At 70.2% G+C, this 14,096-nt stretch carries 11 protein-coding genes and 1 pseudogene; 4 read left to right on the top strand and 8 right to left on the bottom strand.

The genetic code is table 11. The features are described 5' to 3' along the window. Positions 1-509 precede the first annotated feature (509 nt). The gene (locus ACFCZ1_RS34760; RefSeq protein WP_376682278.1) at positions 510-1,034 is read left to right on the top strand and encodes a helix-turn-helix domain-containing protein; all 525 of its coding nucleotides are present in this window, start codon (positions 510-512) and stop codon (positions 1,032-1,034) included. A 32-nt stretch (positions 1,035-1,066) separates the two neighbouring features. Next, on the top strand, positions 1,067-1,627 hold the full coding sequence (locus ACFCZ1_RS34765) for a transposase (RefSeq protein WP_376682289.1): 561 nt from the start codon (positions 1,067-1,069) through the stop codon (positions 1,625-1,627). Between the two features lie 193 nt (positions 1,628-1,820). Here ACFCZ1_RS34765 and ACFCZ1_RS34770 read toward each other — a convergent pair whose 3' ends face one another. Together ACFCZ1_RS34770 and ACFCZ1_RS34775 are read right to left on the bottom strand one after the other, a co-directional pair. Beyond that, the gene (locus tag ACFCZ1_RS34770) at positions 1,821-2,477 is read right to left on the bottom strand and encodes a TetR/AcrR family transcriptional regulator (protein ID WP_376682279.1); all 657 of its coding nucleotides are present in this window, start codon (positions 2,475-2,477) and stop codon (positions 1,821-1,823) included. 124 nt (positions 2,478-2,601) lie between these two features. Next, positions 2,602-3,453 carry a hypothetical protein gene (locus tag ACFCZ1_RS34775; RefSeq protein ID WP_376682280.1) on the bottom strand — a complete coding sequence of 284 codons (852 nt, stop codon included), beginning with the start codon at positions 3,451-3,453 and terminating at the stop codon, positions 2,602-2,604. Here ACFCZ1_RS34775 and ACFCZ1_RS34780 point away from each other — a divergent pair. Further along, on the top strand, positions 3,446-3,910 hold the full coding sequence (locus ACFCZ1_RS34780; protein WP_376682281.1) for an SDR family NAD(P)-dependent oxidoreductase: 465 nt from the start codon (positions 3,446-3,448) through the stop codon (positions 3,908-3,910). The two genes, ACFCZ1_RS34775 and ACFCZ1_RS34780, sit on opposite strands and share 8 nt — an antisense overlap. Before the next feature lie 250 nt (positions 3,911-4,160). After that, positions 4,161-4,991, top strand: a pseudogene (locus ACFCZ1_RS34785) (aromatic amino acid lyase); the annotation flags it as partial. Positions 4,992-5,018: 27 nt separating this feature from the next. Here ACFCZ1_RS34785 and ACFCZ1_RS34790 read toward each other — a convergent pair. The 6 genes from ACFCZ1_RS34790 to ACFCZ1_RS34815 all read right to left on the bottom strand — a co-directional run bounded on the left by ACFCZ1_RS34790 (position 5,019) and on the right by ACFCZ1_RS34815 (position 13,917). Then, positions 5,019-6,035, bottom strand: coding sequence for a 3-oxoacyl-ACP synthase III family protein (locus ACFCZ1_RS34790; protein WP_376682282.1), 1,017 nt, complete (start codon positions 6,033-6,035; stop codon positions 5,019-5,021). Beyond that, positions 6,032-6,682: an SRPBCC family protein gene (locus tag ACFCZ1_RS34795; protein ID WP_376682283.1), complete on the bottom strand. Its 651-nt coding sequence runs from the start codon at positions 6,680-6,682 to the stop codon at positions 6,032-6,034. Before ACFCZ1_RS34795 ends, ACFCZ1_RS34790 begins: the two co-directional genes overlap by 4 nt. Then, complete coding sequence (locus ACFCZ1_RS34800; protein WP_376682284.1) at positions 6,657-8,504, bottom strand: thiamine pyrophosphate-binding protein; 1,848 nt, start codon at positions 8,502-8,504, stop codon at positions 6,657-6,659. The genes ACFCZ1_RS34795 and ACFCZ1_RS34800 overlap by 26 nt, the downstream gene beginning before the upstream one ends. Beyond that, a complete protein-coding gene (locus tag ACFCZ1_RS34805; protein WP_376682285.1) occupies positions 8,501-9,499 on the bottom strand; it encodes a GlxA family transcriptional regulator in 999 nt (332 codons plus the stop codon). Before ACFCZ1_RS34805 ends, ACFCZ1_RS34800 begins: the two co-directional genes overlap by 4 nt. Positions 9,500-9,952: 453 nt before the next feature. Next, the gene (locus tag ACFCZ1_RS34810; RefSeq protein WP_376682286.1) at positions 9,953-11,167 is read right to left on the bottom strand and encodes a ricin-type beta-trefoil lectin domain protein; all 1,215 of its coding nucleotides are present in this window, start codon (positions 11,165-11,167) and stop codon (positions 9,953-9,955) included. Between the two features lie 185 nt (positions 11,168-11,352). Beyond that, complete coding sequence (locus tag ACFCZ1_RS34815) at positions 11,353-13,917, bottom strand: hypothetical protein (RefSeq protein WP_376682287.1); 2,565 nt, start codon at positions 13,915-13,917, stop codon at positions 11,353-11,355. Positions 13,918-14,096: the final 179 nt, after the last annotated feature.

Genomic DNA, 14,096 nt, shown 5'->3' on the forward strand with positions numbered 1-14,096 from the left:
CCCCGGGCCCGGCCAGAGGCGTCTCGAACTCCCGCCCCGCGAAGCCCTTGCCCACGAGAATCACCTGCCGGGTGCGCACGAGGTGATGGTCGGATTCCAGCGGCCCGGTCATCCCGTCGCCGCAGCGGAAACCCCGCACTCCCGGAGGATACCGCCGGCGCCCGTCCGCAGGGGCCGGCCGGGGCAGGGCAGTACGTATACCGTCCGGCCCGGCTGTGCCCGGAGCCGGGCACCGGGGCCGGCCGGGCGAGGCCGTTTCGTCCGAGCGGTGCGGTGAAGTGCCGCAGCTGGGTGAACACACGCTCCCGGTCGGTGCCTTATCGGGCGTCGCCGTCCGCCAGCACGGTGACCCATGCGCGGTCAGGAGCAAACTCGGCGGCCAGTTCGGTGAGCCCTGGCGCCTCGGGCCCGCGCAGGTGGATGCCGGCCTGGACCGGCACGCCCTACTAAGCGGTCTTGCGTAAGTCAGGTGTGGGGTGGGCATACCGGCTGGTGGGAGGGGGTCCGCCGTGCCGAAACCGCTGATACTTGAGCTTACGCCGGATCAGAAGAGTGATGTCGAGGGGCTGCTGCTGCTGCTGCGGGATCTGCCGCGGAACACCCGGATGCGAGCGGAATGCGTGCGGTTGTCGGGACAGGGCCGGACGGCGCTCGAGGTGGCCGGGATCATGGTGGTCCACCCGGTCACGGTGCGGCGGGCTCTGCACCGCTTCACCGCCGGCGGGACGGCCGCGCTGGCCGACGCACCCCGCTGCGGACGTCCACCGAAGGTCACACGGGCAGATCTGGACGCTATGGAGGAGATGCTCGACGCGGCCGCCGAGGACGGCGGCCCGACCTGGACCCTGCCGCGGCTCGCGGCCTGGCTGCAGCGTGAACGCGGGGTCGAGATTCACCCCGCACGGCTGTCTGTGCTGCTCAAGCAGGACGGCTTCCGCTACAAACGCACCCGGACCACCGTGCGGCACAAGGCCGACGAAGCCCTCCAGCAGATCGCAAAGGATCAGCTGGAGGGCCTGCGGCTGTACGGCTGAGGGCCGAGACCGGCGACATCGACCTCTTCTACCTGGACGAGGCCGGGTTCTCGCCGACTCTGCCCACCGCCTACACCTGGGCCCGCCGTGGCACCCGCGCGCTCGTCCTGCAGGAGTGCACCTGCGGCAGGCGGGTCAACGCTCTGGGCGCCCTGCGCATCGACGGACCTGAACCACGGCTGGTCTTTCGTACCACCACCGGGAAGATCACCGCCGACGTGCTGCTCGACTTCCTGTGCACCCACATCGCCGGCCTGCCCGAGGGCCGGGACTCCCTCAAGACGGCCCCGCCGCCCGACAGGCCGCCCAGACCACGGACCGTCGTCCTGGACAACGCATCCGCCCACGTCAGCCGGGTAGTGAAGGCAGCCCGACCGCAACTGGAGACCCCCGGGGTCACTCTCCACTACCTGCCGCCCTACAGCCCGGAGCTCAACCGGAGCGAACGCGTGTGGCGGTCGGTTAAGTATGAGGACATCCCCATCCGCGCCTATCCATGGATCGAGGAACTACAAGCCACCGTCGACCAGGCCCTCACCCATCGAGACACTCAACTCCGGACAACAGAAACCGACTTACGCAAGACCGCTTAGACCCTCCATCAGTCCTGACGCCAACCGCTTCAGCAGTCGTCCCCAACTCGGCGACGGGGAGAGAGGGCCATGCCGCCGGCGATCCTCTCCCCGTCAGGGGGACGCGGCGAGGGCGCCCTCGACCGCGCAGGTACCGATCTGTTGTGCTGTCCCGAACCGCTGCGGACGGCTGTTGCCGGTCCGCTGTGCGGGCTCAGGACACGTCGGATGTCTCCGGCGTATCCGGCACGGAGGGTTTCAAGAGGTCGTGCGCCAGCCTCAGCACGGCATCGACATCGGTGTTGTCGGGATCGGCGAGCCATGCCAGAACGAGTCCGTCGAAGAGAGCGGTGATGAACTGCCCGACGACGGGGACGTCGGCAGGCAGCTGCACACCCGTGGCGTTCGTCCAGGAGGAAATGGTCCTGGTCCCCAATTCGCGGTAGGCCGCGTACTGCTTCCTCGCGACATGGACGAACTCGGGTTTCCGCAGCGCCCACGTCGTCAACTCGTACGGAAGGATCTGGCGGCCGCGGTCGTCCTGCTCGATGACATGGAAGGCCGCCCGGAGGCGGTCGAGCAAATCGTCCCCGCCACCGGCCGCCCCGCCACCGGCCGCCCCGGTATCGGCCGCCTCGGCGACGGCGGTCGAGATGGCGTCGAGGTCGGCGAGGAGAACCTCCTCCAGGAGTTCGTCCTTGTCCGCGAACCAGTAGTGGACGAGGCTGCCGGGCACCCCCGCCTCCTCCGTGATCCGGCGGACGGTCGCCGCCGCGATTCCATCCCTGGCGATGACGCGTGCGGCAGCTTGGATGAGCTGGGTGCGCCGACCATCGTCGCGACGTCGGCTCGGGTTGCGTGTCTCGGCCACGGCCCCAGTGTCGCACATCCCGAACAAGCGATTTAAGCTACTTGGCACGCTTGCCCTGATTCGGAATTGTCGTTGGTCCGCACAGGGAAGATGCGATGGCGGGTGGGACCGGCGGCGGCGAGAGTTATCCGCCGGTGGCGAAAGTCCCGCACCGCCGATCCCCTCCCGCCGCCACGGACCGCGTCCAGTCGGATCCTTCTCGCTCAGCCCAGACGCTGGTCGACAGCCGAACGATCTTGCCGCTGCGGAGGTTGACCTCAAGTTCCTCTCCCGCGACGTACTCGACCCGCAGCGGGCTGATCAGTCCGGCGCGGACGTGTTCGGCGAACATGGGGCGCTGTTCCTCGAAACACTTGATCACGGAGTCGGCCAGCCGGCCGGCGTCACTGATCTCGCCCGCGATCCGCAGCACCAGTTCGTCCTTGGAGTCACGGCGGCGCTGCACCGCCTGTATCCCCGCGATGAGCTGGTCGCCCCGCACCTCCTCCACCACCGCCCGCAAGTCCTCCATGTAGACGGTGACGGGCCCGACCCTGGCTCCTTCCCCGGACCGGCCCAGCAGGCGGAAGCGCCCGTCCTCGCAGTCCACCCATGCCGCCACGTCACCCACCGGGTAGCGGATGACCGGCATCAATCGCCGGACCAGGTCGGTGGCGAGCAGCCGTCCGGGCCGTCCTGGTTCCCGGATGGGCTCGCCGGTGCTCTCGTCCACGATTTCCAGCAGCTTGTGAGGCCGGTGGACGCGATGGACCCGGGCGTCCGGCTCGCCCGGGACCGGAGCGGCGAGGATACCCGCGTCGACGGAGGCGTACCCCTGCGAGCGGATGTCCGCGTTCGGAAACGCCGTGACCACAAGAGAACGCTGGTCCTCGTAGAACGCCTCGCCTCCGAACAGAAGGAGGTGAACGGACGGCAGCTGTTCCCTGCGCGAGACGAGATGCGCCGCCACCTGGCTGAGAGTGGTCGGGGTGGACATCACGACAGTCGCCGCGTGCTCGGCCATCATCTGCGCCATCGCCTCGGGCGAGGGGCTGCCGCGGCGGCCGGCCTGCGCGCTGGACGCCGGCGGCGGCGTGGTCGTCAACACCTCCTCCGTGTGCGGCCTGAAGGGGCTCGCGGGTGTGCCGCCGTACACCTTCGCCAAGGCCGGTCTGGTAGGGCTCACCCGGTCGGTGGCGCTGGAGTACGCGGACCGCGGCGTGCGGGTCAACGCCGTGGCCCCGAGCTCGGTGGTGACCCCGCTGATCGAGGAGTACATCGCCGGCAGTGCGGACCCGGACGGCCTGCGGGCCGGCATGGCCTCCTTCAACCCGATGCCCGGCATCGTCGAGGTGTCGGACGTGGCGGCGTCGGTCGCCTTCCTCGCCTCCGAGGATGCCCGGTTCATCACCGGCATCACCCTGCCGGTCGACGGCGGATACACCGCGAGCTGACGGACCGCACTCAGCCGCGAGCTCCCCTCGGCCCGGCGGCAGGCCCCGCTTCCCGGGCCCGGAACGTCTTCCACCATTGAGGAGTTTCATCTTGAAGGTGCGGGTCGCGAGGCTGGTATGGGCCGAGGGTGGGACGCTCTGGCTGGTCTGGGAAGCGGGTGGCCTTGCTAGTCGGTCGGCGCCAGGGTGCGGCGTCGGGTGCGCACCAGGGTGCCGTCCAGCAGGATGACGACGCCACGCTGACCACAAGCCTCACCCGGGCCAGGCGAACAGCGCTGCCTGTATCCACAGCCTGCTCACCGGCTCCCGGCTCACCGCTCCCCCGGTGAGCGCCGACACCTCCCACAGCGGCTACGTCGAACTCGACCGCCACATCCAGGACCCGTACTCCATCCGCTGCGCACCTCACGTCATCGGCGTCCTGCACGACACCCTGGAGTGGACCGGCCGCTGGCTGACCATCGAGATCAACTCCTCCAACGACAACCCGCTCTTCGACGCCGACACCACCACCGTCCACAACAGCGGCAACTTCCACGGCGGCCATGTCGCACACGCTGCCCAGGCTCTCACCAGCGCCGTCGCCTCCGTCGCCGACCTCCTCGACCGCCAGCTCCAGCTGCTGGTCGACGACCGCTACAGCCATGGACTGCCCGCCGATCTCGCACCGCTCGGCGGCCCCGGCGAAGCGGGCCTGCACCACGGCTTCAAGGACGCCCAGATCGCCGCCTCGGCCCTCACCGCGGAGGCCATGCACCTGAGCATGCCCGCCGGGTCCTTCTCCCGTTCCACCGAATCCCACAATCAGGACAAGGTCAGCATGGGCACCATCGCCGCCCGGCACGCCCACACAGCAACCCGCCTCGCCACCCACGTCGCCGGTATTCACCTGCTCGCCCTGGCTCAAGCCGCCGATCTACGCGGCCCTGACCTGCTCGCGCCCGCCACCCACGCGGCCCACACCGCGCTCCGTCGGCACTGCGCCGTCCTCGACGGCGACCGGCCCCTCGACGAGGACATCAGCCGCATAGCCGCACTCATCCACACCGGAACGCTTCACACGCAGATCGAGGACTGCTGAGACCATCCCTTGACGGGGACGCGGCCCTCACCGTCCCTGCCCCCAGCGGATCGCGGCGGCGCCGGCGTAGTCCCCGGCGTGGGCGAATCCGGCGAGCACCACGAGGTCGCCCTCCTTGATCCGCTTGGAGCGGATCGCGTCGTCCAGGGTGACGGGCATCGCAGCGCCGAAGAGGTTGCCGCACCGATCGAAGGTGTCGGGGTGACGCTCGGCGGGCACGCCCAGCGCCTGACGCCAGTTGTGCAGGAAGGTGCGGTTGGGTTGGTTGGTGATCAGACAGTCAATGTCGGTGACGTCCATGTCCAGTCGGCGGCACAGATCCCGCACGACGTGCGGTACGAGGCGGTTGCCCCGCTCCAGCACGTTCGCGACTCCGGTCTCGGTGAACCCGATGCGCACCTGGGCGTCGCCCTCTTCCCAGTACTTGCGCCCGTCGTCGCGCACCATGGTCATGTCGCCGGCGTAGTCGGCGTTGTGCCGGCTCTCGATCCCCAGGACGGGGGCGTGTCCGGCGGTCGTCACGTAGCCGACTCCGGCGCCGTCGCCCGGAATGGCGGCCTGGGACAGACCGCGGACCTGTGACTGGGTGAACAGCTGGCCCGCGGCGCTCTGGGCGTTGCATACCAGGGCGGTGCGGGCGTCGCCGCTGAGCAGGATCTGCCGGGCCAGTTCCAGCATGTGCACGAAGGAGGCACAGCCGGCGTTGGCCACGTCGATCAGCCACCGGGGGGACAGGCCCAGCCGGCGCGCCACTTCGGTGCCGGCGCCCACGAAGGGCTGGTCCGGCAGCTGGCTGTGCACGAGCAGGACGTCCACGCGGCGGATCTCCGCTCGGCCGTGTCGTTCGATCAGCGGCTGGACGGCACGCTCGATCATGTCCGCGTTGGTCTCGTCGGGGGCCACATGGTGGCGGTACGGCGGGACTTTGAACATCGGGCTGTCGCGCAGTTTGTCCTCCGCCGCCGGGTGCTCGGTGAAGAAGGCGGCGGGTACGGGCTCGCCGGGCAGATAGGCGGAGACGTCGGTCAGGCTCACCTGCGTCATCGCGCCATCCGCTCCGCCGGGGCGCTGCTGATGGGCAGATCGCTCCGGTGCCGGTACTCGAGAATCGCCTTGAGATTACGCATCTCCAGGGTGTGTCCGGCGTAGAACAGGTCCCAGTAGTCACCCACCCAGCGCCGGTCGGGGTGGGGTGCCAGGTCCGGGCGCGGGTTGTTCCGGTAGTACGGATGGCGGCAGTTGGTCCAGGTGATCAACGACCCGGGGCGGCCGAGGACGAGCGCGGCCGGGACCACCCGCATCAGGTAGACCATCCACAGCTCGTCGCTCTGGTCCCAGGCGCAGTGGTAGTCGACCGTCATGGCGCCGGGGTGGGCCTCGACCCGGCAGTAGATCCGGGTGCCCTTCTCCAGCCGGTCGTGGCCCACCCACAGCCCCGGAGTGCCGGCGGGCTCGAACCCGCGCAGGCTGCACGTCCATTCCTCCAGGTGGTGGCCGCGGCTGAGATAGTCGTATGCCGCCTGCGGCGGGCAGTCGACGTACTCCTGGATGGGGCAGTACTCGCCGTAGACCTGCTGGTGCGGGTAGGCGTCCGGGGTCATTTCCCGGCATAGGAGCGCCAGTTCCTCGGGGCTGGTGTTCTCCACCCGGACCAGGCCCGGGATGTCAGCCAACGTGGATCGGTTCGTCATGCGCGTGCTCCTGCTCGTTGATGGGGTGGCGGCCGGGCGCGGTGGCGCCCGAACCGGCTCGGGACGGTGTCGACGCGGTCAGGAAGGGCTGGAACGGTGGTATCCCGCGGTGGTCGAAGTCCATCACCACCAGGGCGGGGCCGCCGTCGGCGTTGCTGCCCAGCAGCGCGGTGCGCAACTGTGCATGGTTGTCCGCCGAGGTGACGCGCAGCCGGGGAAACATCGCCGCCATGCCGGCGGCTATGCGGGAGGGGTGGAAGACGTTCTCGGGGCGGGCGCCGCCCTGGAAGAACTCCTCTCGCATGACGCACATGGCGTGCGCGTTGTTGTTCAGGATGACGAAGGTGACCGGCGCGCCGTACTCGATGGCGGTGTGCACCTCCATGCCGTGCATGAAGAACGCCCCGTCACCGGCCACCACGTAGGTGCGCCGGCCGGTGGCCAGCGCGGCGCCGATCCCGGCGCCGAAGGTGTAGCCCATGCCGCCCATGCCCGCCGCCACCACGAAGCGGCCGTCACGGGGGGCCGGCAGGGAGTGGATGGCGGCGGCCCCCGCGTTGCCGGCGTCCACGAAGACATGGGCGTCCTGGGGCAGCGCCTCGGCGATCGCGGCAACCGCCGAGGCGTAGTCGGTGGCGGCGCCGGAGACCGGGGGGAGATCCGTGAGGGAGGGGGAATGGTGGGCCGAGCAGGCAGACGGCCGCGGCCGGACACGGCGCGCCAGCGTTCGCAGAGTGTCGGCCACTCCTGCGAGCAGGGCGATGCCCGGAACGAACGGCGGCTCGGGATCGACGCAGACCACGGGCATCCCGGTGAGCAGCGGCTCCAGCGTGCCCCGCGCCAGGACGGGCAGGCGCGTGCCCACCAGCAGGCAGGCATCGGCCCGGCGCAGACAGTCCTCGACCTCGCGGTGGCCCATCACGCCTGCCACGCCCACGAACCGGGGACTGCGGTTGTCGTAGACGTCCTTGGCGTCCGGGGTCACGGCCACGCAGGCGCCCAGACGCCGCACCAGTGCGGCCAACTCCCCGCGGGCCTCGGTCCCGGCCGCCCCCTCCCCGGCGATCACCATGACGCGGGAGGCGTCCTGCAGCACGGCGACGGCCGCGGCCAGGGAGGCGGGATCCGGCCGGGGAACCGCCGGCACGCGCGAGGTTCCTGCTGCTGCCGCCTGTGCCGCGTTCGCCCGTACGCCTGCTGCGGCGGGTGCTGCCGCGGCCAGCACGGACGCCCCGGTGCCGGCGATGCTCGTAGGCACCGCGGCTCCCGCCGTGGCCGGTAAGTCGATGCGGGCCTGCTGGACGTCCTTGGGCAGGAGCAGTACGGCGGGACCGCGCGGCTCGGTCTGCGCCACGGTGATCGCCTGGGCCAGCGCCCCGGCGATCGCGGCGGGTTCGGTCACCCGGACGCAGAACCGCGAGACGGGTGCGAATACGTCGCGGGCGTCGAAGGAGCCCGCCTTTCCGCTGGAGTCTTGGAAGGCGCCCCGGCCCTCCTGACCGGTGGGCGGCTGTCCCACCAGGGCAAGCAGGGGGATCCGCGAGGCGTGCGCCTCGGCCAGTCCCGGAACCAGGTTCATCGCGCCCCCGCCCGACGTGGCGGCGACGACACCGAGGCGCGCGGTGGTCCGGGCGTACCCGTCCGCCATGGTGACCGCGGAGAACTCGTGTTTGGCCACAACGCCGCGGATCCGGCCGGGGGCGCGGTGCACCGCGTCGTACAGGTCCTCGATGTTGGCGCCGCCCACCCCGAACACGTACCGGACCCCGATCCGGTGCAACTCCGCGGCCACGTGGTCCACCAGCCGCATCCGGTGCGTCATGCCGACCGCCCTTCGGCCCAGGCCGGCTCGACGACCAGGCCGGAGGGGGCGTGGAGCTGGAAGTGCCTGCGGTACTGGACGGGGGTGAGTCCGACGACGGCGAAGAACGCGCGCAGGAACGTTTCGACAGCGGTGAATCCACACCGTATCGCGATCTGGCCCACCAATAGGTCGGTGGCCTCTAGGAGCTGGCGGGCCCTGGTGATGCGCAACCGCCGGATGTACTGACCCGGTGTCATCCCCACCGCATGACGGAAGACGCGGGCGAAGTGACGCGGGCTCATGTTCGCCCGACGGGCGAGTTCGGACACCGGCAGGGCGCGATGCAGGTTCTCCTGGATCCAGGTCTGCACAAGCCGGATCGGCTCCTGTTCGGCGAGTTGTGCGTCCAGGACCATGCTGAACTGGGTCTGTCCGCCGGGCCGTTTGAAGTACAGCACCAGGAACTTCGCCACCTCCAGGGCGGACGCCGCGCCGTGGTCGTCCTCCACCAGGGCCAAGGCCATGTCGATGCCGGTGGACACGCCCGCTGAGGTGATGTACGGGCCGTCCCAGACGAAGATCGGTTCGGGATCCACGGTCACCTCGGGGTACCGGCGGGCCATTTGCTCGCAGAACGCCCAGTGCGTGGTGGCCCTGCGTCCGTCGAGGAGGCCGGCCTCGGCCAGCAGGAAGACCCCGCCGCACACGGAGGCCACACGCCGGGACCGTGCCGCGGCGCCCCTGATCCACGCGATGAGAGGGGGATTCAGCAAGGCCTCCTTCAGACCTGGGCCGCCGGGAACGAGGAGGGTGTCGATCGCCCCCTCGGCCGCCTCCAGCGGCTCCGCCTGCACGACCAGGCCGGCGGAGGTGCGCACTGACGGGGCGTCACGGGAGACGCATTGCAGGCGGTAGGCGCCTCCCGGCTCGGCTAACAGCCGGTTCGCGGTGTCGAAGACTTCGAGGGGGCCGCTGACGTCCAGCGTCTGGGCGCCTGGGTAGAGCAGGTTCACAACACGTCGTTGTCTCACCGTCACAGCCTGTGCCCAGCGGCGGCACGTCCACAATGACAGCTTGTTGACGATTCCTGCCACGCATCGGGCTCACCCGCCGCTGACCAGCCAAAAGACCTCGAACGAGTGCCGAGTGAAACAGATCACAGGCTAGCTGAACACCTGAGGACCCAGCTGAGAACAGGGCCGACGGCAGGGTGCGCTCCGCCCACCCGATCCGGCTCAGCTCCTTTGTGTCAGTCCCGAGCAGGTCCGGTGGGCAGGCAGCCGCGCAGTAGGGCCGCTTCTGGTTCTCGATGCAGCCCTTGATCACGGGGAGGGGTGCGCCGCCGCATGACCGCGCGAAGGCGCCGCCGGACCAGAAGCGGCGGTGCACGACCGCCCGGTTGACGCGGCCGGTGAACTCCACCTCAACCGGCGCGGGGACTGCCCTTCAAACCGTTGAGAGCCGACTCAGCCGGCGCTCCACTTCTGGTTGTCCCGGCCGTTGCAGTCCCACAACTGCAGGCGGGTGCCGTTGCCGGTCTGCCGGTCCTTCACGTCGACGCATTTGTTCGCGTGCAGGCTGACCAGGTCGTGCGTCGCGGAGTTCAGGCGGAACTGCTGGGCGGGATTTCCACTGCAGGTGGCCAGCTGGATCACCGCGCCGTTACCGGTGGCGCCCCAGGCGACGTCCATGCACAGCCCCAGCGCCCGCACCGTCCCGTCATTCATGAAGCGCCAGCTCTGCTGTGCCTGTCGGTTGCAGTCCCAGATCTGCAGCGGCGTGCCGTCACCCTTGCCTCCCGTGACGTCGATGCAGCGCCCCGAGGCGTGGCTGCGGACGGGCACGCCGGCGACCTGTGTGAGACTTTGCGGCGCCGTGTTGGCGGCGGGTGACGCCTTTGCCGGTGCCGGCGCAGCCGGTGTCGGCGCGGCCGGCGCCTTCTTCTCCGGAGCGGACGAGCCATCGCCCTCGCGCTCCACCGGGCCCGCGGGCGTCCCGTCCGCGCCGTTCAGGAAGGGGACCGCGCCGGTATCCGCGCTCGCGCCGGGGGCGGCGGGACCGTCCGGTGTCGGGGATTCCCCGGCCGGTCCACCCGTGCCAGCGGTGCCGCCAGGGGTCGGCGAGGCTGATCCGACGGCACCAACGGGGAGGCTCCCGTCCCCTGGGGAACCGAGCACCGTGCCGGGCGCCGCACCGGCGGGAGCCGCACGAGGGTTCTCACCGTCGCGACCCACCAGGAACGGTACGGTCATCAGCAGCGCCCCCACAATGGCCGCTCCGGCCAGCAGGCTCTTGTGCGGCCGCCCGGGCGGGGCGGCCGGCTCGGCCTCGGTCATGCCCTCGGGTGCTTCTTCCGCCTCCTCCGTGTCGACGGCGGTGGCGGTCTCCGGCTCCGCCTCGCCCGCGAGGGCGGCGGCGGTGTCTCCTGCCGCGTCCGGCTGCCGCGCCGCTCCGGCGACCGGCGAGACGGGCTCCACGTCGGGAGCCGGCTGCGCCGCGTGCTCGGCGGACGGCGCAGTCCTGGCCGTTTCCGCGGCGGCGGTCGCCTCACCGACGGCGGCGGGCTCTTCAGCGGCCGGCGAACCTGCGGCCTGTGCCGTCCCGGGTGCCGTGGTCGCCGTTTCCGGTTCCGCGGCCTGGGAGGGTATCTGCCGAGGGCCCTGCGTCTCTGGCGCGTTCATGATGTCCTTTCCGTCGTTCAATGGGGGGTGCGAACTGGGTTCCGGCAGCCTGGCGCCGGTCCCGGGACCCCTCTCGGGGTGGGTCGGCGGCCGTCGCCCGAAGGTCCGGCCGACGGAGGTTCGCAGCGGGCTGCTCACACCGCCCGGCGCGCCCACGGTTGCAGGGCGTCCCGGGATGCCGTGCCTCACTCTGCGGGCAGCGGACCTCCGTGTTCGGGCGCCGTCAGCCGGGTGAAGCTCCGCCGCACTGCCTCGGGGAAGAGGTCCGGGGACCTGAGCAGCAGGTTCGCATGGTCCGCCGCAGTGAGTGCGAGTTCACCCAGCCGCAGTTCGGCGTCCTCGTCGAGTGTCCAGGTCACCGCGGCCGACTGTGCGTACGACAGTCCTTCCACGTGGTGGTGCCGCACGCGGGTGCCCAGGACGGCTTCGGAGCAGAGCAGTTCATCGATTCTCGCATGCCGGTCCTGATCGGCAGGGACGTCCTCTGCCCCCGTCAAGGAGGATGCCCCGGCAGGAGAGACCACCGTGAACTCCCCCATGAGCGCGACCATCTCGTCCGGGGTGAACTCCTCCTCCTGCCCCTCCTCGCCCGCAACGGCATCCGCACCCCCGTACCCGGTGGACCCCGCCGGATCATTCATCACCACATTCCCCGGCTGACCGCCGTCACCCTCAGCCGCGGAGGAGGCAGTGTCCCCGCCTGCTGAGCCGGCCCCGCGCCCAACAGCTCCAGCGACGGACCTGGGAGCCGTCGCGGCGGCGACCTCGCCACTCAATACCCCGGCCAGTTCGGCGTCAACAGGACGGAACCCCAGCCGCCAAAAGTCATGACACGCCCGGTCGATCCGATCGGCGAACTCTGTAATCGGGTCCGCACTGCTGCCTTGCAGGTACGACGTCAGCGTGGTCACGGCGACCTTGGGTTCTCCAACCGCGCGCCCGGCGTTGAGTTCCCCGAGCACGGCGGCGAGAGTTCCCGCCGCTTGGACCAGGTAGCGCACCCTGGCCGTCAGGTCATACGCGGGTATAGCGGCGACTGCGGCGTCCACATCGGCACGCGTCGGGAGGGGGCCCCCGACCCCCGCGCTGAGCAGGCGCTCCAGGGCCCGGATCCGGTCGCCGATCTTCTTGTGCGGTTGCTGGACGCCCGATCGCACATACCGCACCGATGAAACGTTCGCACCGAGCAGGTCTGACAGGGTCGCGGCCCCTCCCACACTGTCCAGCAGGGACACCATCGTTTTCTGGAGAGGAGTCCAGCGGGCACGGACACGCTCGGCCACCGCCTCCGCGGTCACCGCGGCCCCCTCCTCGAGCAGGCCGTACGCCGCATCGATCCGCTCCATGACCTTCGTGTCTGGAATCTTCACCCGGCCGCTCAGGATGGACGAAACCTCGCCCGCGCGAGCCTCCAGCAATCGGGTCAGCTCTCCTTCCCCCAGACTTTCCCGCAGACGCACTGCCTTGACCTGAACCGGGCTCAGCGCTTCGCCCGTGGGAAGCCCGGCCATCTCCGCCACGTCGTCCAGTTCCCGATACAACACATACAGCTCGTCCACCCGTTCGACGACATCCATCGGCGGGTTCGCGTCATAGTCCGGGTTCTCATACCTGAGCACCGACCTGTCTGAGATGTTGAGGGTTGCGTCTGAGGCTTTGATCGCACCAACCAGAGACCGCGTTCCCCCCAGCTTCCCGCGCAGATAGGCCAGCTTGCCCGCGAAGTCCACCCCCTCCGCGCCGCGATACCGGGTGACCTCGGCGTCCAGCCGAGCGGGGGTCACCCCGTGTTCTCCCGCCTCGAACAGACGCTGGAGCGCATTGATCCTGTCACCGACCTTCATGGTCGGCGTCATCGTGCCCAATCGGTACCTATACACCGATGTGCCCTGGCTCCAGCCCTGGAGCAGGTCGGACAACCCCACTCCCTCGGCTGTTCTGCCGGGTACTCCCGCCTGCTCCATCAGATACACCATCGTGGCCTGGAGAGGAGTCCAGCGGGCACGGACACGCTCGTCCACCGCCTCCGCAGTAAGCGCCGCACCCTCGTTGAGCAGGCCGAAGGCCGCATCGATCCGTTCAAGGACCTCCCCGGTCACGCCGGTCTGCTTCACGGAGCCCCCCACCATGCGCCGCACCCGGTCTACGGGGATCTGCACCACCTCAGCCAGCCTCTCGACCGGGTCCACACCATCGACCGACCCCAGAGCATCCCGCACCCGCTCCAACTTCACCTGAAGAAGCAACCTGGCAGGACCCCCGTCCTGGGCAGCGCCGGCTCCGGCGGCAACCTCACCCCCGGCCTGCACGGCAGCCGCCGCCTCCACCACCGGCCGCCCACCGCCATCCAGCCGACGACGCTTCGCCCCACGCGCCGCCACTACATCCGTATCCGCCTCACCACGGCCACCACCGGCAGCGAACGCGCCCCGAGAACCGCCGTCATCCACATACGAAGCACCCACAGCAGAGGCATCCCCCGAAGACAACGCCCCCTCCACGCCCCCGGCTCCCTCACCCCCCGACAACTCCACCCCCGACTCCACGTCCGGGTCCTCACCCACGGCCTCGGACACGAACTCCAACACGAACTCCAACTCCTCCGGGTCCAGCCCCGAACCCGCTTCATCCCACGCCACCGGCTCCACCACAGACTCGGCATCGGCATGTGAACCTGGCTCCGAGGCCCGAGCCGCGGTCGGGTCCGTGGCCGCGCCCGCGTCCGCGGTGCGGTAGTCCACAGCGTCCATGGCATCGCGCATCCCCGCGCGGTAGCCGGGCCGCTCACCCACCGCACCACGGACCACCTGGCCCCGCGGACCGTCGGCACCAGGATGGAAGTACGGAGCCAGCCCCTCGGCGATCTGCCGCAGATGGTCCGCCGTCAGCACGAACGACTGCCCCGCACCATGAACATGAGTGTCCATCA

It is taken from the genome of Streptomyces sp. NPDC056224 (assembly GCF_042267665.1).
Lineage (GTDB): Bacteria > Actinomycetota > Actinomycetes > Streptomycetales > Streptomycetaceae > Streptomyces.